This is a genomic window from Corynebacterium sp. HMSC071F07, from assembly GCF_001810285.1.
In the GTDB taxonomy this organism is placed as follows: Bacteria; Actinomycetota; Actinomycetes; order Mycobacteriales; family Mycobacteriaceae; genus Corynebacterium; species Corynebacterium simulans.
On record NZ_KV800700.1, the window covers coordinates 9,755 to 25,185 of the forward strand.

The window sequence follows — 15,431 nt, forward strand, 5'->3', positions numbered from 1 at the left end:
CCCCGGATAACACCAGCCGCGACGCACTGCGCAACACGCTCAACTGCGTGTCCAAGCTCGCCGCCTGGGTCTGGGTGAGCTACGGCGTGGTGACTGTCGAGACCGTCTTCCACCCCGACATCATCGGAAACTACTTCCTTGCCGGAGATGGTGCAAAGCTCAGCCCGTCCACCGCAGGAACCCAGCGCTCGCTGCTGTGTCGTGTGGCGGAGGTGATCAACGACGACTGGAACCCTGACTACCAGCACCCGATTAGCTACGAGCCAACCCTTGAACCCTACGACTCTTATGCCTGTGACAGGATGTGGGATTGGGCCGAGTCGCAACCCACAGCTGCCCGCCGCCGCAACTTCACTACGGTGCTAGCACTCACGCTTGGTGCGGGCTTGCGCGCAGGAGAAATCTGCACGCTGCGCGGCAAAGACGTGCGTGTTGACGGCGACGGGGTGCTGCTGTTTCCGCACGGCTACCGCGGGGCTGGCCCGCGCGAGGTGCCACTGCTCAAGTCTCATATCGAGGTACTTCAGCCGGTCATTATGGCTACCGGCCCGGAGGACTACCTGTTCAGGCCAGGCCGCGACAACGAGAACGTCAGCCAGCTCTCGGCGTATCTCCGCCGGGTAACACCTAGTACATCGCCGGATATGGTGCCGGATACCCGCAGGCTGCGCAATACGTGGATTATCGACCGCATTGCAGCCGGAGTTCCCGCTGATGTGCTGTGTGCTGCGGCAGGACTGAAGTCCTTGCACCAGTTTGAGGACTACGTGGTCGAGGCCGGAGCTAACCGCCGCCATGCCTACCGGATTCTTTTGGCCGGAGGATCGACTCATGGCACCCCAGGTGGAGGCCTGTACGTGCTGTAGCTCGGCTCACGGAGACTTCCTGAGCTATCCCTAGCGATTGCGGATATGCAAAGTTGGATTGCGGATACGCAAAACTCGCCTCATGGCGCTCAGACCGCACCAGGGACGAACCACCCTGTGACCTGCGGGTTTACTCATGGTCTGAGGTAAGAAGGCACCGCCACCTATTTCGTGGTGTAGGTGTGCTCACCTCGTGAGCCATGAACGACACCCATGTAACTCACACCCGCCTTACCAGTGTCGGAAACATGCAGTTTCCAACCCTCGGGTCACTGACTGCCGTATCGGTTGCTGCGATGGCGCGGCCACAAGGGCTTGCCTGTGGTGACCTCGATATTGGCAATGACACGTCCCGTCGGGATCATCTCGCCGCGGATGATTCGGGTGATGGTGGAGGTGGGGATACCGCAGGCCTCGGCCAAGTCTTTGGCACTGGGATAGCTCCCGTCCAGGGTGAGTTTCTGGACGTTGCGGGCAAAGTCCTGCAATTTCCGCATGACCGGATCGTGGGCCTCGATATGGGCATTAGGCCAGTTGGCGTAACGCCTGACCGGAGCCTCGGCGGGAAGGTCGGAAGCCACGAGACCACTTCCTTTGAACAAGAAGAAAAAGACGAACCACCTAAGTCTAAATACAATGAGGTCTACGCTGTGATCGACACACTGACGACACGCGGATTACTGCCACCTACAACTCCTACCGTTGAGCGCAACCGCAAGCGCGTGCTCGCCACGTACTTTTGCTACATGCGCGACCGCTGGTACGACGACATCTCCGTGGACGGCTGTATCTACCTGCTGCGCGATGGCGGAAAGATCCGCACCTACTTACAAGCCCGTACAGCGGATTTATCCAAATCCAGCCTCAATGCCACCCGCCGCATCCTCAACCGCTGCGCAAGCCATGTCATTGGCCAAGAAGGCGCGCTGGAGTGGGCAGAAGAATTACCGGAGGTCTTTTACCCGGCAGCTACGGCTCCGCGCCGCGCCTACAACGCCAGCGAACTTATCCGAATCGACGACTGGGTTCACTCCCGCCCCCGCCGCGAGTCGCGGCGCGTGGCCTGCATCATCGTGTCACTGGCTTTAGGTGCTGGCATGTCCACCGAGGAAATCTATCACTGCCGTTATGGCGACTTCACCGACTTTGGCACAGTGCTGGCGGTTCATGCACGCGGTGGTCGTGGGCTAAAGCCGCGTACCGTTCCGCTGACTGCACCTTTCGACGACCTCATGCGCCAAGTGCTGCATGGCGTGGGCGACGACCGTAGAGACGAACCACTGGTAAAACCCAACTCGGCGCGCCGCCGCAACGATGCCACAGGCCCACACCTGATTGCTGACTTCATCCCCAAGACCAGCCAGAACCCATCGAGTACCGGCCTTGCCCCGACACTGCCCAGGCTGCGCTATACCTGGATCGCTACTCATGCCGCCGAGCGCGTGGACTTTAACCATCTGGTCTATGCCACCGGAAGCATCCAGCCCTTCCAGGACACGTTTCACCACATGATCGTTGAATCTGGCGCGCTCACCGAGACCGAATACCGTGAGTGGATCAGCGGCAACAGGGACGAACCAGACTACCCGCCGCTTCGAGTCGTCGAACCGAGAGCAGGAGGCGAAGTCTAGGTGGCCCACTTCAACACCACACCCACCCCGCTGCTTCGCCTGGATGGAGCCAGCGTTTCCTGGGCATTGACCATCATCGACCGCACCGACATCTGCCACCATCTTGACACCTGGAGGCGAGTAGACGGCTACGACCCCGCCAAAGGAGGCAGGCCTAAATCCGTTAACGACCGCACCATCCTTGCGCTCTACCTGATTCTGGCGCGTTCTGGTCAACCCATGCATTTGACCACCATGACGACGCTCCTGGCCTCGCCTGATACGACAGACAAGGCTTTAGAACTCCTTAACCTGCCCAGCCGCGATAAGGCACGACGGGTAGGTGACTTTTACGCAACCCAGCACAGCAACTGGTACTACCGCCTGTGGCGTGCGCTGCACAGCTTCCTTGATGTCGTTGACCCATTCGACAACATCCCGCACCGCGCCAGGCTTACCCGTGCTGAATTCAACCGGCTGATGGACGAACAAGACCCTGAGCGCCGCGAGGAAAAATGGCAGCGCGCCACCTACGTGTTCAATGAGCTAGTTATGGCAAGTACCGAGGACATGCCCGAAGAATACCGAGCCAACTGGCAGGGAGACCTCACCCTAGACGGAACACTTATTCCAGGCGTGCGCCGTGGCAACAACCGATGGACGAACCGACCGGACGATCTCATGTCCTCCGAGCCGGAGGCAGGCTGGTACTCCCGTGACGAGCGACAAGAAACACATGGCGAATCAAAGCGAAAGCGAAACGCCAAGCATGTGTGGGGTTGGGAGGCCACACTTGTTGCCGGAGTCATCCGCGACCAAGGCCCATATGCACAGCCACACCTGATTATGGGCATGGCCTTCGACCGGCCCAGCCACAACCCTGCGATCCGTGGGTTGGAAGCCATGCGGCATTTAACGGATGATCCTGAGACACCTAAGGGCACAGTGGTGGGCGATCGTGCTTACTTCGCGGTGGCTAAGACCAAAGACTTCCATGAACCACTGCGCAAACTCGGCTATACCCTGGTGGGAGACTACAGAACCAATCAGCTGGGAAAGCGCGGATCCTATGAACCCATGGGGCTAGTTGAAGGCCACTGGTATTGTCCTGCCATGCCGAAACCTCTGGTGGAAGCCACCGAAGACTTCTATGCCGGACGTATTGATGAGGCCACCTACAACCAGCGGATCAACGAGCGCCGCGCCTTTGCCATGCGGAGAAAAGGCAAGAAGCTCTCCGGTGAGAGCCAGATGTTTATGTGTCCGGGACGAGGTAAAGGAAAGACACTGGCATGTCCCTTGGTGGAAAAGAGTCAGCGCCAGGACGCGAGAGACAGAGGACTACCCTCCATCTCCGGGCCAAATCTATCTACCGCGCGCAAGGCAAAAGGAAAGTGCTGTACCAATAAGGTCTCGGTAACCATCCCGAATAAGGAGGGAATGCGCTACCGCCAAACTGGCCCTGCTTTTAAGACACCGGAATGGAAGAAGGTGTATGGCACGTGGCGCAATGTGATTGAAACCCGCAACGACTATGTAAAGAACAATCGTGGTGGTGCTGCTATTGGTGACCATACGAGAAGACCTGTACGCGGTTTTGCTGCGGCCTTCTTCTATACAGCTCTTGGTGTGGTCGCGGCCAATGTATCTATGATTCGGCGTTTTCTTGGCCGGGTGGATCGGGATGAAAAGACTCCGCCTCCTGACTCTGGTAAACCTGTACCGCCGCGCGATCCGGTGCTCGCTGGCGCGCACCCGAACGCGCCGCCTGCGCAGCATGTTGCCTAAGACCAACTGAATACTTATCACACAGTTAGCTCGGAAAACCGATATAGGGTTCCGGGCTATTAGTCGTTTTAGAGGGGACGAACCATGTTGTGTTTCTTATTGGTTAGCGCCTGGATCACAGCGAAAACGACTAAACCCACCGCATAGAAGCGGTGGGTTTATCTATCGGAGGCAGTTTCGCAAACGATTTAAGCTAGATTCGCAAACCCGTCGATTGTATTGGTCGGGATAACAGGATTTGAACCTGCGACCTCTTCGTCCCGAACGAAGCGCGCTACCAAGCTGCGCCATATCCCGGAAACCGTCTTAAGCGGTACCCGAATACTTTAACGCAGCCTGAGGGTGAACAACAAAACGCCAGATGAGCGGGGACTCTAGCCTGTGGCCAGGATGCGGCGCTAGTTGGCTTCGGTGATGCGCAGCAGCGTCGCGGAAGGTCGGCAGAAGATGCGCACAGGGGCAAACTTCGAGGTGCCGAGGCCGTTGGAAACGTGCATCTTCATCGGGCCGAAGTCATGCAGACCCTGGACACGAGCGCGGTCGATTCCGCAGTTAGTGACCAGTGCGCGGGAGCCCGGCAGACAGATCTGGCCGCCATGGGTGTGGCCGGATAGGGAAAGCTGGTAGCCGTCGGCAGCGAATTGCTCAAGTACGCGCGGCTCAGGGGCGTGGAGCAGTGCCAATGCCAGGTCCGCATCCGGGTTGGGGGCGCCGGCGATCTCTGAATAGTCATCAAGGTCGTGGTGCGGATCATCCACGCCAGCAACGGCGAGCTTGACGTCGCCCACCTTGAATTCCACGCGAGCCTGGTTGGCGTCGTGCCAGCCACGCTCAATGAATGCCGCACGCATGCCCTTCCATGGCAGGTCAACGTAGGAAGGCTCACGCTTGCGGCCCAACAGGTACTTGAATGGGTTGACCGGACGCGGCGCCCAATAGTCGTTGGTGCCGAAGACGAACAGGCCTGGTCGGTTCAGCAGCGGGCCGAGGGCGCGCAGCGTATCGGGCACGCCGCCCTGGTCCGACAGGTTGTCGCCGGTGTTGACCACCAAATCGGGATTCAGCTTATCCAGCGCCGCAACCCACTCAATTTTTGCTTCTTGCCCCGGAATCATGTGCAGATCCGAGACATGGAGGATGCGGAACTCTTCCTCACCGCGCAAAGTGCCCGCAGGCAGCAGCGGCAGCGTGTACTCTTTCAGCTCAAACTTGGTCAGTTCGGTGTAACCCCACGCCAGGGTGCCAAGGCCAGCGGCGGCAATGCCGCCCATAATCGGGAGAATCTTCACCTAATCAAGCCTACCTGGCGTAGATTGAAGTACATGAGCCAGCTTAAAGAAACCATTCGTGGAGATCTGAAGACCGCAATGAAGGCCCGCGAGAAGGAGCGCACCAGCGCTATCCGCGCCCTGCTCGCTGCAATTCAGGCAGAAGAAACCAATGGCGCACGCCATGAACTAACCGATGAAGACGTACTCAAGGTCATCGCACGCGAAATCAAGAAGCGCCGCGAGTCCGCTGAGGTATACGCAGAAAATGGCCGCCAGGAGCTGGCCGACGCCGAGCTTGCCGACGTCCCTTACTTCGAGGCCTACCAGCCAGAGCAGCTTGACGACGCCGAGCTGGACACCCTCGTCGGCGAGGCCATCGCTGAGGTAGAAGCAGAACCCGGTCACCCCCCCACCATCAAGCAGATGGGCAATGTGATGAAGGTTGCCACCGCGAAGGCCGCTGGCCGCGCTGATGGCAAGCGCCTTTCCGCAGCTGTAAAGGCAAAGCTGTCTTAAGCCCTAAAAACGCGTACCGCTCTATGCAAATAAGGCGTTCAATCTCCGCGATCGGAGTGCCTTAAATACATAGAGCGGTATTTTTTATGCCCTCTAGCTTCTCTAGAAGCTAGAGGCCGAAGAAGCTGCGGATGTCGTTAGCGACGGCGTCGATGTCTTCCTGGCGGATGAGCGGCTCCGGCGCGGGTTGCTGCTGTTGCTGATCGCCGGAAGGGGCCGAGTTGGCACCGCCGGTGCCGGTCCGTGCTGCTTCGGCGCCTTGGCCGCTACCGTTGGAGGAAGGCGGAGGTGCGGCAGAAGTGCCGTCGGAAAGCTGCAAAGTGACCTCCGCACCCTTCTTGAGGCCCCTTGGCCCAGTAATCGCGCGGACCACGCGGCCATAAGGCACGCCGTTGCCCTGTACTTGCGAGACCTTTACCTCATAGCCCTCGGCCTCTAGCTTGGAGCGAGCCTCGCTTTCGGACTTGCCGCGGAGGCTGTCGAAGAGCGAATTGACCTTGCCCTCGTCATAAGCCTTGTTGTAATTCGGAACCGTGCCCTGTGCTGCGGCCGGAATGCTAGAGGCCATTGAGTAGAAGGAACGCGCGGGCTCAAGGCCGCCGAAGAGATCGCCGTAACCACACTGGCGCACCGGGCTGGTACACAGTGAGGAGGTGTTGGTACCGTCGTTGTAGATATAAGGAGCGGCAGATATAGCGGAGTTAAAGCCCAGGAATGCGGAGGACTGATTGGACTCTGTAGTACCAGTCTTTGCCGCAGCCTTGCCGTTAAAGCCCATCATCTGTGCGGAGGCAGAGGCAGTGCCCTTTTCGGTATCGGCCGTCATGTTGTTGGTCAGCGTATTGGCGATGTCCTTGTTGACGGCGCGCTCGCAATTCGGAACCTTGAGGTAGACCTCGTTGCCGTCCTTGTCCGTGATCTTGCTGATCGGGTTAGGCTCACACCACATGCCCTCCGAGGCCAAGGTGGCGCCGACGTTAGCCAGCTCCAGCGGATCTACGGCAGTCGGTCCAAGCGTGTAAGAACCCAGGTTGGATTCCTTGATGTGTTGGGCGATCGAGGTGTCCTTGTCGTAGCTGCCTTTTTCGCCATAGGAACGCAGGCCCAGTTTTACGGACATATCTACTACGTGCTCCACACCGACCTGCTCGATGAGCTTGATGAAGGTCGTATTCGGCGAGAACGCCAAGGCATCCTGCATCGTCATGGTCGCGGCGTAGTTGCCGGCGTTTTCCACGCAATAGCGGTTAGGTGGGCAGCCCGCGGCACCGCCGGAGCCCAAGCCCTCTGCTTCGTAGCGAGTTGGGACATCGAGCTGATTTTTGATGCCATAACCAGACTCCAGAGCGGCAGCGGCGGTAAAGACCTTGAAGACCGAGCCGGCGCCGTTGCCCACTAGGGAGGGCGGCTGCGGGAGCATGGTTTCGTTCTTGTCGAGGTCCAGACCATAGGTGCGGGAGGAGACCATGGCGAGCACTGGGCGGTTGGACTTGCTGGGCTCGACCACGTTCATTACCTCGGCGACACCGGGTGTATTGGGGTCTGTCTGAGAGCGCACCGCATTGAGTGCTTGGTCTTGTACGTCCGGGTTCAGCGTGGTGCGGATGGTGTAGCCGCCGCGGGCGAGCTGCTCGCGGGAGATGCCCTTTTCTTCTAGGTATTCGATGACGTAATCGCAGAAGAAGCCACGATCCTTGGCGCTGATGCAACCGTTAGGAAGCAGGGAAGGCTTATCGAGTACGCCGAGATCTTGCTGGGCGTACTTATCGGCCTCTGCCTGGGTGATGGAACCGCTATCTGCCATGGACTGCAGCACGAGGTTGCGGCGCGAGAGCACCTCGTCCTTATTGGTAAAGGGGTTGAGGTACTCAGAGGATTGGACCATGCCGGCCAGCATCGCTGCCTGTGGCACAGTGAGTTCAGAAGCATGGGTGCCAAAATAGGTGCGCGCAGCGGCCTCGACGCCGTAGGCGTGATTGCCGAAGGGGACGAGGTTCAGGTAATTGCTGAGGATTTCTTCCTTGTCCAGCTTCTTATCGAGGTCCGTTGCCATGCGCATCTCACGCAGCTTGCGCGGTACCGATTGCTCGATGGCGGCGGCGCGTTCTTCCTCCGTTTTGGCATTGACCAGCAGCAGGTAGTTCTTTACATATTGCTGGTTCAAAGTTGAAGCGCCCTGGGAGACGCCGCCGGAAGCCAAGTTGCTCCAAAGGGCACGGAAATTGCCTTGGAAGTCAACGCCCTCGTGCTCGTAGAACCGGCGGTCCTCGATTGCGACGATTGCCTGCTTCATCGGCTTGGAAATCTTCTCGGCGCTAACAGGGTGGCGACGCTGCTCATATATATAGGCCAGGCTGTTGCCTTTGGCGTCCAAAATCGTGGATACGCCCGGGGCGTCGCCAGCAGTGAGATCTTGCAGATCGGACTGCATGGTGTCGTTGGTACGGGCAATTGCCACACCAGAAAGACCCGCAAAGGGGGCAATTACTACGGCGATGAGCGCCCCCACTAGAACCGTGGAGAGGGCAATTTTTCCCAGGGATTTGATGACAGTCACGAGAAACACCCTACGTGGTGAAACTGTGAGCGGGGAAGAATGAACTCCCCCCTAAAGTGTGACGTGTTAGACAAGTGCTTACGCGTGTGAATACACTTACCGTTGTTACATAATATTCCGCAATCTGAAACATCTTACAAGCGGCTGCGCTGCTTGCATGGGGTTTCATAAAAATTATTCCCAAAGCCGCGGAATAGGTAGTAGAGGAAGGAGCTACCCAGTCATGACCGTAAGCCTGAAGGTAACGGGAGCGTCTAAGTCTGCAAGTGCGACCGAGCGCGGTGAATGGGTAACTCAAGCAAAGTGCCGTAACGGTGACCCAGACGCATTGTTTGTCCGTGGAGCCGAGCAGCGTAAGGCTGCTGTAATTTGCCGCCACTGCCCGGTGCTCAATGAATGCCGTGCCGATGCCCTCGATAACCGCGTGGAATTTGGCGTATGGGGTGGCCTGACTGAGCGCCAGCGCCGTGCGCTGCTGCGCAAGAACCCGCACATCACCAGCTGGGCACACTACCTAGCTGAGGGCGGCGAACTCATCGGTATTTAACCAAATCGCAGGGTTGGTTAACGCGCCATTTTTGCCCTTAGGCCGGTAGAATATGGCCTATGACTAAATGGGAATACGCTACCGCGCCAGTACTGACTCACGCGACCAAGCAGATCCTCGATTCCTGGGGTGAAGATGGTTGGGAGCTGGTTACCATCACTCCCGGCATGAATCCGGAAAATGTCGTGGCTTACTTCAAGCGTGAGGTGGAGCAGTAATGAGCTATCTCACGCGCCTAGCCGATCTTGGATATTCACTGCCTGAGGTGGCAAAGCCGCTTGCTTCCTACGTGCCTGCAGTTCGCGTAGGAGATCAGGTGTGGACCTCCGGTCAGTTGCCTGTAATTGACGGCAATCTGCCTGCCACCGGCAAGGTCGGCGCAGAGGTATCTGTTGAAGATGCGCAAGAATACGCCCGGGTGGCAGCGCTGAATGCTCTCGCAGCTATCGATTCTGTTGTTGGCTTAGACAACGTCTCGCGCGTGGTCAAGGTTGTAGGTTTCGTGGCTTCGGCACCTGACTTTGTGGAGCAGGCTGCTGTTATCAACGGTGCTTCTGACTTCATCGGAGAGCTATTCGGAGAGGCTGGCACTCACGCTCGCTCGGCTGTGGGCGTGGCCGTTTTGCCGAAAAACTCGCCCGTCGAGGTTGAAGTTATCGTAGAAATTTCTAAGTGATCGGATAGGCTTAGTAATCATGGAGCATCCTGCATACAGCCAATTGCGTCCCGTGACTCAATCCGTGGGCGTTGTTCTTTGTGACAACCCAAGCTACACGGCACTTGAGGGAACCAACACGTGGATCATTCGCGCTAACGAAGATTCCAGGGCCATCGTTGTTGATCCGGGCCCAGAAGATGAAGGTCACCTCAACGTTGTCAGCGCTAACGCTGGCGAGGTGGCGCTGATTTTGGTTACCCACCGTCACGATGATCACGCATCGGGTGCGCAGCGTCTTCGCCAGCTCACCGGTGCGCCGATCCGCGCTTTCGACCCGAACTACTGCAATGGAGCAGAGGCGCTTGTCGACGGCGAAATTATCACCGTCGACGGAATCACCCCGCAGCTAGAGGTGGTCCACACCCCAGGGCACACTGCGGATTCCACCTCTTTCTTTGTGTGGTCTGGAGTTGCCAAGGATTCTCAGCTCGAGGGAATCATGACCGGCGACACCATTGCCGGCCGCCACACCGTCTTGCTGTCTGAGACCGACGGTGACTTGGGCGAATACTTGAAGACCTTGGACATGCTGGAAGAGCGCGGCAAGGATATCCCGCTGCTGCCTGGCCACGGCCCAGATTTGGATGATGTTTCCCAGGTTGCGCGCAAGTACATTGACCGTCGCTACCACCGTCTTGAGCAGATCAAGGAAATCCACGGCCGCTTGGGCGAGGACATTGATCTCAAGACTTTGGTCGATGAGATGTATGACGACGTTGACCCAGTTCTGCGGCATGCAGCTGAGCAGTCCACTCGTACTACTTTGAAGTACTTAGCTGCGCGCAAGTAGGCGGGGCAAATAAACTGCCTGAACAAAACCGCTAAAACTAAAAATAATCTCCCGGCCTCCTGAATAGGGAAGCTGGGAGATTACTTTTAGTTTTAAGGCTATTAGCGAGCGCGCTTTGCCAGGTGCTCGGTATCCACGATGAGGACGGACTTGCCTTCGAGGCGGATCCAACCGCGGTGCGCGAAGGTAGCTAGAGCCTTGTTGACGGTCTCGCGGGAAGCGCCGACCAGCTGGGCGATCTCTTCCTGGGTGAGGTCGTGGTTGACGCGCAGTGCGCCACCTTCCTGCACGCCGAAGCGGTTAGCCAGCTGCAGCAGGGTCTTAGCAACGCGGCCCGGAACGTCGGTGAAGATGAGGTCCGCGAGGTTCGCGTTGGTGCGGCGCAGGCGGCGAGCCAGAACGCGCAGCAACTGCTGGGCGATGGCAGGGTGATCAGCGACCCACTGCTTGAGCATCTCGGAGTTCATGGTGGCTGCCTGCACCTCGGTGACGCAGACTGCGGAGGAGGTGCGTGGGCCTGGATCGAAGATGGAGAGCTCGCCGAACATATCGGAAGGGCCCATGACGGTCAGCAGGTTCTCGCGGCCATCCGGAGCGTGGCGGGCCAGCTTAATCTTGCCCGAGGTGATGATGTAGAGACGGTCACCGGGCTCGCCTTCATCAAAAATGGTGGTTCCGCGCGGGAATCGGACGGTTTCCATCTGCTCAATGAGGTTCTGTACCGCGACGGGATCAACGCCCTGGAAAATGCCAGCGCGAGAAAGAATGTCCTGTACGCCTTCCACGATTTACTCCTTGAAGTCAATGGGGGGTAGTGGTGTTGAAATGCTCAGAACTCTTCCAAGCATTTGACGCGTGTGTAACGAAAACCTAGATGTGTTCTAGCGATACAGGCGCGCGCCCCTATGTAACTCATCTCATCCTACAGTGTAATTTGTCACTTTATCTAACCTCGTGAAAAATTGTCACAGCTTAGAGGAGGTCAGGGGCGTATGCGAAGAAATTTCTTAGTTTCCGAGGACCTTCGCCTCAAGCTTTTCCATGAGGATTGCAAACAGTGCGAGGGCGACGGGCACGATGATAACCAGTGAGACCATGCCCGCCATTCTACTAAGGTAAGAAAGATGTCTGACTCATCGCCCGCTAGCCGTGCATCGCGCATCAATGAGCTGCTAGCAACGGAGTACCCCGACGCCGAATGCGAACTAGATTTTCGCAATCCCCTAGAGCTGCTCGTAGCCACGGTGCTCTCGGCACAATGCACCGATGCCAGGGTCAACCAGGTTACCCCGGAGCTTTTTGAAGAGTATCCCTCTGCCGCGCATTATGCCGCGGCCCGAAGGGCCGACCTGGAGGCTATTTTGCGCCCGCTGGGCTTTCAGCGCGCGAAGGCGGGGCACTTGCTGGGCATCGGCGAGAAAATCATGGCCGATTTCGATGGGCAGGTCCCCACCGGAATTAAGGAGCTGACCTCTTTGCCCGGCGTGGGCCGCAAGACTGCGCTGGTGGTACGTGGCAACGCCTTTGGGCTGCCGGGGATTACTGTAGATACCCACTTCGGAAGGCTCATGCAGCGCATGGCTTTGAGCGAATCCAAGACGCCGCTGCAGATTGAAAAGGACATAGCCCAGCTGCTGCATGAGGAAGAATGGACGATGTTTTCGCATCGCATCATCTTCCATGGCCGCCGTGTTTGCCATGCGCGTTCCCCGCAATGCGGTGCCTGTGTAGTGCGTCATTTGTGTTCTACGGGCGCCGCACCTCCTGATGTCCGGTAGGGGCAGTAAGGTATTGCGCATGAACAGGCCCAACGTTTATGTCATCGGTTCGCTCATCGCAGCAGTGCTTGTTGCCTTGGTGGCCTTTGTCGGAGCACGCAGCCTTTTGGGCACAGGCCAGGATTCCGCAAACAGTGCCTCAAACAGTTCCCAGAATGCGGCCCAAGGCGCGGACCAGAGCGCTACTGCGGGTGTTGGCGCGAACGCGGACGTCGCCAAGCGCCCAGCGTGTCCGGAAGGGCCGGTCGCCGGAGTAGAACTTGAGTGCTTGGGCGCGCAGGCCAAGGGGAAGGCAAAGGATGTGCAGGTCATCAACGTCTGGGCCTGGTGGTGCGAGCCTTGCCGAGCTGAGCTGCCGTATGTGCGCCAGATTGCGGATGAGCATCCCGAATGGTCCGTCGTGGGAGTGCATGCGGATAAGAATGCAGCAAATGGCGCGGCCTTTTTGGAAGACCTCGGCGTGAATCTCGCAAGCTACCAAGACTCCGATAATTCCTTCGCCGGCACCCTGGGTCTTCCCGGCGTCATCCCGGTCACCGTCGTGGCCTATAAGGGCGAGGTGAAAAAGCAGTACGTCAAGCCTTTTAAGTCGGAGGAAGAGCTGGAGAAGGCCGTGGAGGAGGCCCTGCGATGAGCACGCGGGAACGCACGGTCTTTCCAGAACGAGCGCCGGGGTGGCTGCGTCCTGCCTTAGGCGTGGATGCGCGGGCGGTGCAGGAGCGAATCGGCAACCGGGATGCGGATCGCTTTACCCAAACCACACCACCGGTGCGGCGTGAGTCTGCCGTTTTGGTCCTGTTCAAAGACTCTAGTTTTAAGGATGGGGAAGTGCTGCTCACACACCGTTCGCCCACCATGCGCTCTCATTCAGGCCAAATTGCTTTCCCTGGCGGACGGCGGGACCCAGAAGACGCCACGCTTGTCGACGTTGCACTACGCGAGGCCTGGGAAGAAACCGGGCTGGAGCGCGCGAGTGTGACTGCCCTGGAAGTGTGGGAGCAGTTGCATATTCGTGCAACGGGTAACCCTGTAAGCCCGGTCTTGGCCTACTGGCACTCCCCGGGCGAGGTCTGGGCTGCCAGCCCGGAAGAGACCGATGACGTGTTTTGGTATCCATTGCGTGAGCTCGCGGAGCCGAAGAATCGTTTGTTGGTGGGCTTCGGTCCGTGGCATGGCCCGGCCTTTTATACGAATGACTACCTCGTGTGGGGGTTTACTGCCGGAATTCTGGCAACAATATTGGAGCACGCTGGGTGGGAGCGCACATGGGATAACAATTCCGTGCATGATCTGCACGGCGCACTAAGCCGCTCCCGGAATAATGAGAAGATGTTTTAGCTTTCGCAGGCTACTTACGGCTCTTCTTAGACAATAGAAAAAGAAAGATTTTCCTCCCGTGACCCTGACCCTCGCCCTAGACCTCCTGATCATGGTCGCCGTATTGCTCGCCTTGGTGGCGGGCTGGCGCCAAGGAGCTATCTCTGCCGTGCTTTCCTTCGTGGGCATCGTGGCAGGCGTTGTGTTGGGCACGGTGCTGGCCCCCGTTGCCATGCAGCTTACGGACCAAGCGGCTTTGCGCTTCCTGCTGGCCATCGGCGTGCTTATTCTGCTCGTGGGCGTCGGCCAGCTCATCGGCGCAAGCATCGGTGCGCGCTTGCGCGATAGAATGCGGACCCGGCAAAAGCAGCGCGTGGATTCTTTCATCGGTGCCGGCTTCCAGGCAGTGGCTGCGATCTTTGTGATTTGGTTGGTTTCGCTGCCCTTGGCCTCCAATGTGGGCGGTACCCCAGGCAAGGCCTTGCGCGAATCACGCATTCTGACGGCGCTTAATGGGGTGGCGCCTACGCAGCTGGCTGCGTTGCCGAATGGTGTCGCGGCGATGCTGAATGAATCCGGCCTGCCGCCGCTGGTCTCGCCGTGGCAGACTTCCGACTCAGCCGTCGAGGTGGCCGCGCCGCCACAGGACGTGAACGATCCTGCGCTGGTAGAGCAGCTGCGTCCATCAATTATTCACGTGCTTGGCGACGCAGAGGTTTGCTCCCGCCGCTTGATGGGTTCCGGCTTCGTCGCGGCCGATGATTACGTGATCACTAACGCCCACGTGGTAGCCGGCACTGAGAAGGTGCACCTCGATACCGTGTTGGGGCTGCGCGAAGCGCAGGTGGTTTATTACAACCCGGACGTCGATATTGCTGTGCTGCACAGCAAGAACCTGGGAATTGCTCCGCTTGAGTGGGCTGAACAACCGGCAGATACCGGCGATGACGTAATGGTCATGGGCTTCCCGCACTCCGGGCCGTTCGACGCCGGCATGGCGCGGGTGCGCGAGCGCATCACCATTGCTGGGCCGGATATCTATTCCAAGGGCCGCGTCGAGCGTGATGCTTATACGGTGCGCGGCACCATTCGCCAGGGAAATTCAGGTGGCCCGATAGTCAATGACATGGGCCAGGTGTTGGGCGTGGTCTTCGGCGCTTCCGTGGATGATGCGGAGACCGGCTACGCTCTTACCGCCGACGAGGTAAAAAACCACATCGGCGATATCACGCAGCTGCGGAGCCCGGCAGACACCGGCAGCTGCGTTGCTAGCTAGCTTTTGGTCAGCCCCAAGTTGCTGCCCGTGCCAATCTCCAAGTGCATGCCTGGAACCGAGTTGATGAGGTTGCGGGTGTATTCCTCTTGCGGGTTGTTGAAGATGGCCTCGGAGGTGCCAGCCTCCATGACCTTGCCTTTGCGCATAACCACGACGTCGTCGGCAGTCTGACGCACCACGGCTAGGTCGTGGGTGATGAACAGGTAAGACAGCTTGAGCTCGGACTGCAGCTGCGCCAAGAGCTTGATGATCTGGTCTTGGACCAGCACGTCGAGTGCGGAGACCGCCTCGTCGAGAACAATGACCTCTGGGTGCAGGGCCAAGGCACGAGCGATCGCGATACGCTGACGCTGACCACCGGAAAGCTCGTTCGGGTAGCGGCGCATCGCAGAACGCG

At 58.5% G+C, this 15,431-nt stretch carries 17 protein-coding genes and 1 tRNA gene; 12 read left to right on the top strand and 6 right to left on the bottom strand.

The window, feature by feature from the left end:
* Positions 1–866: tyrosine-type recombinase/integrase (locus HMPREF2724_RS03505; protein WP_070587187.1), on the top strand; the 866-nt coding region annotated here is incomplete at its 5' end.
* A 269-nt stretch (positions 867–1,135) separates the two neighbouring features.
* Here HMPREF2724_RS03505 and HMPREF2724_RS12305 read toward each other — a convergent pair.
* Positions 1,136–1,447 (bottom strand): helix-turn-helix domain-containing protein, encoded by a 312-nt coding sequence (locus HMPREF2724_RS12305; protein ID WP_080971166.1) that lies wholly within the window; start codon positions 1,445–1,447, stop codon positions 1,136–1,138.
* 69 nt (positions 1,448–1,516) lie between these two features.
* Between HMPREF2724_RS12305 and HMPREF2724_RS03510 the strand changes: the two genes are divergently transcribed.
* Both HMPREF2724_RS03510 and HMPREF2724_RS03515 read left to right on the top strand, forming a co-directional pair.
* A complete protein-coding gene (locus HMPREF2724_RS03510) occupies positions 1,517–2,497 on the top strand; it encodes a hypothetical protein (RefSeq protein ID WP_083306084.1) in 981 nt (326 codons plus the stop codon).
* On the top strand, positions 2,498–4,264 hold the full coding sequence (locus HMPREF2724_RS03515) for a hypothetical protein (protein WP_070587192.1): 1,767 nt from the start codon (positions 2,498–2,500) through the stop codon (positions 4,262–4,264). It begins immediately after the preceding gene.
* Positions 4,265–4,484: 220 nt separating this feature from the next.
* Here the strand turns inward: HMPREF2724_RS03515 and HMPREF2724_RS03520 are convergent.
* Together HMPREF2724_RS03520 and HMPREF2724_RS03525 are read right to left on the bottom strand one after the other, a co-directional pair.
* A tRNA-Pro gene (locus HMPREF2724_RS03520) sits at positions 4,485–4,561 on the bottom strand.
* 101 nt (positions 4,562–4,662) lie between these two features.
* The gene (locus tag HMPREF2724_RS03525) at positions 4,663–5,535 is read right to left on the bottom strand and encodes a metallophosphoesterase (protein ID WP_371326276.1); all 873 of its coding nucleotides are present in this window, start codon (positions 5,533–5,535) and stop codon (positions 4,663–4,665) included.
* A gap of 51 nt (positions 5,536–5,586) precedes the next feature.
* Here HMPREF2724_RS03525 and HMPREF2724_RS03530 point away from each other — a divergent pair, with 51 nt between their 5' ends.
* Positions 5,587–6,051 carry a GatB/YqeY domain-containing protein gene (locus tag HMPREF2724_RS03530; protein WP_070587197.1) on the top strand — a complete coding sequence of 155 codons (465 nt, stop codon included), beginning with the start codon at positions 5,587–5,589 and terminating at the stop codon, positions 6,049–6,051.
* Positions 6,052–6,160: 109 nt separating this feature from the next.
* On the opposite strand, the gene HMPREF2724_RS03535 is transcribed toward HMPREF2724_RS03530, so the two are convergent.
* Positions 6,161–8,608 carry a transglycosylase domain-containing protein gene (locus HMPREF2724_RS03535; RefSeq protein WP_070587200.1) on the bottom strand — a complete coding sequence of 816 codons (2,448 nt, stop codon included), beginning with the start codon at positions 8,606–8,608 and terminating at the stop codon, positions 6,161–6,163.
* A 223-nt stretch (positions 8,609–8,831) separates the two neighbouring features.
* On the opposite strand from HMPREF2724_RS03535, the gene HMPREF2724_RS03540 reads away from it, so the two are divergent.
* From HMPREF2724_RS03540 to HMPREF2724_RS03550, 4 genes are read left to right on the top strand one after another with little or no spacing between them, the layout of a single operon-like run.
* Positions 8,832–9,155: a WhiB family transcriptional regulator gene (locus HMPREF2724_RS03540; RefSeq protein WP_061920180.1), complete on the top strand. Its 324-nt coding sequence runs from the start codon at positions 8,832–8,834 to the stop codon at positions 9,153–9,155.
* A gap of 59 nt (positions 9,156–9,214) precedes the next feature.
* On the top strand, positions 9,215–9,373 hold the full coding sequence (locus tag HMPREF2724_RS12620; RefSeq protein ID WP_086892235.1) for a Sp36 family protein: 159 nt from the start codon (positions 9,215–9,217) through the stop codon (positions 9,371–9,373).
* On the top strand, positions 9,373–9,831 hold the full coding sequence (locus HMPREF2724_RS03545) for a RidA family protein (RefSeq protein ID WP_070587202.1): 459 nt from the start codon (positions 9,373–9,375) through the stop codon (positions 9,829–9,831). The genes HMPREF2724_RS12620 and HMPREF2724_RS03545 overlap by 1 nt, the downstream gene beginning before the upstream one ends.
* 19 nt (positions 9,832–9,850) lie before the next feature.
* Complete coding sequence (locus tag HMPREF2724_RS03550) at positions 9,851–10,663, top strand: MBL fold metallo-hydrolase (RefSeq protein ID WP_061920184.1); 813 nt, start codon at positions 9,851–9,853, stop codon at positions 10,661–10,663.
* Between the two features lie 101 nt (positions 10,664–10,764).
* On the opposite strand, the gene glxR is transcribed toward HMPREF2724_RS03550, so the two are convergent.
* Positions 10,765–11,448, bottom strand: coding sequence for a CRP-like cAMP-activated global transcriptional regulator GlxR (gene glxR / locus HMPREF2724_RS03555; protein WP_061920186.1), 684 nt, complete (start codon positions 11,446–11,448; stop codon positions 10,765–10,767).
* Positions 11,449–11,787: 339 nt separating this feature from the next.
* Between glxR and nth the strand changes: the two genes are divergently transcribed.
* From nth to HMPREF2724_RS03575, 4 genes are read left to right on the top strand one after another with little or no spacing between them, the layout of a single operon-like run.
* Positions 11,788–12,441, top strand: coding sequence for an endonuclease III (gene nth / locus HMPREF2724_RS03560; RefSeq protein WP_070587204.1), 654 nt, complete (start codon positions 11,788–11,790; stop codon positions 12,439–12,441).
* A gap of 19 nt (positions 12,442–12,460) precedes the next feature.
* Complete coding sequence (locus HMPREF2724_RS03565) at positions 12,461–13,075, top strand: TlpA family protein disulfide reductase (RefSeq protein WP_070587206.1); 615 nt, start codon at positions 12,461–12,463, stop codon at positions 13,073–13,075.
* The gene (locus HMPREF2724_RS03570) at positions 13,072–13,779 is read left to right on the top strand and encodes an NUDIX hydrolase (protein WP_070587208.1); all 708 of its coding nucleotides are present in this window, start codon (positions 13,072–13,074) and stop codon (positions 13,777–13,779) included. The genes HMPREF2724_RS03565 and HMPREF2724_RS03570 overlap by 4 nt, the downstream gene beginning before the upstream one ends.
* Positions 13,780–13,837: 58 nt before the next feature.
* Positions 13,838–15,034 carry a MarP family serine protease gene (locus HMPREF2724_RS03575; RefSeq protein WP_201040623.1) on the top strand — a complete coding sequence of 399 codons (1,197 nt, stop codon included), beginning with the start codon at positions 13,838–13,840 and terminating at the stop codon, positions 15,032–15,034.
* On the opposite strand, the gene HMPREF2724_RS03580 is transcribed toward HMPREF2724_RS03575, so the two are convergent.
* Positions 15,031–15,431, bottom strand: a 401-nt coding sequence (locus tag HMPREF2724_RS03580) for an ATP-binding cassette domain-containing protein (protein WP_141748328.1), incomplete at its 5' end; no start/stop codon positions are given. The genes HMPREF2724_RS03575 and HMPREF2724_RS03580 overlap by 4 nt on opposite strands.

Excerpts from the sequence above, each read along its gene's own strand:
- HMPREF2724_RS03525 (WP_371326276.1), bottom strand. The coding sequence starts at position 5,535 with ATGGGCGGCATTGCCGCCGCTGGCCTTGGCACCCTGGCGTGGGGTTAC.
- HMPREF2724_RS03530 (WP_070587197.1), top strand. The coding sequence starts at position 5,587 with ATGAGCCAGCTTAAAGAAACCATTCGTGGAGATCTGAAGACCGCAATG.
- HMPREF2724_RS03540 (WP_061920180.1), top strand. The coding sequence starts at position 8,832 with ATGACCGTAAGCCTGAAGGTAACGGGAGCGTCTAAGTCTGCAAGTGCG.
- HMPREF2724_RS12620 (WP_086892235.1), top strand. The coding sequence starts at position 9,215 with ATGACTAAATGGGAATACGCTACCGCGCCAGTACTGACTCACGCGACC.
- HMPREF2724_RS03545 (WP_070587202.1), top strand. The coding sequence starts at position 9,373 with ATGAGCTATCTCACGCGCCTAGCCGATCTTGGATATTCACTGCCTGAG.
- HMPREF2724_RS03550 (WP_061920184.1), top strand. The coding sequence starts at position 9,851 with ATGGAGCATCCTGCATACAGCCAATTGCGTCCCGTGACTCAATCCGTG.
- nth (WP_070587204.1), top strand. The coding sequence starts at position 11,788 with ATGTCTGACTCATCGCCCGCTAGCCGTGCATCGCGCATCAATGAGCTG.
- HMPREF2724_RS03565 (WP_070587206.1), top strand. The coding sequence starts at position 12,461 with ATGAACAGGCCCAACGTTTATGTCATCGGTTCGCTCATCGCAGCAGTG.
- HMPREF2724_RS03570 (WP_070587208.1), top strand. The coding sequence starts at position 13,072 with ATGAGCACGCGGGAACGCACGGTCTTTCCAGAACGAGCGCCGGGGTGG.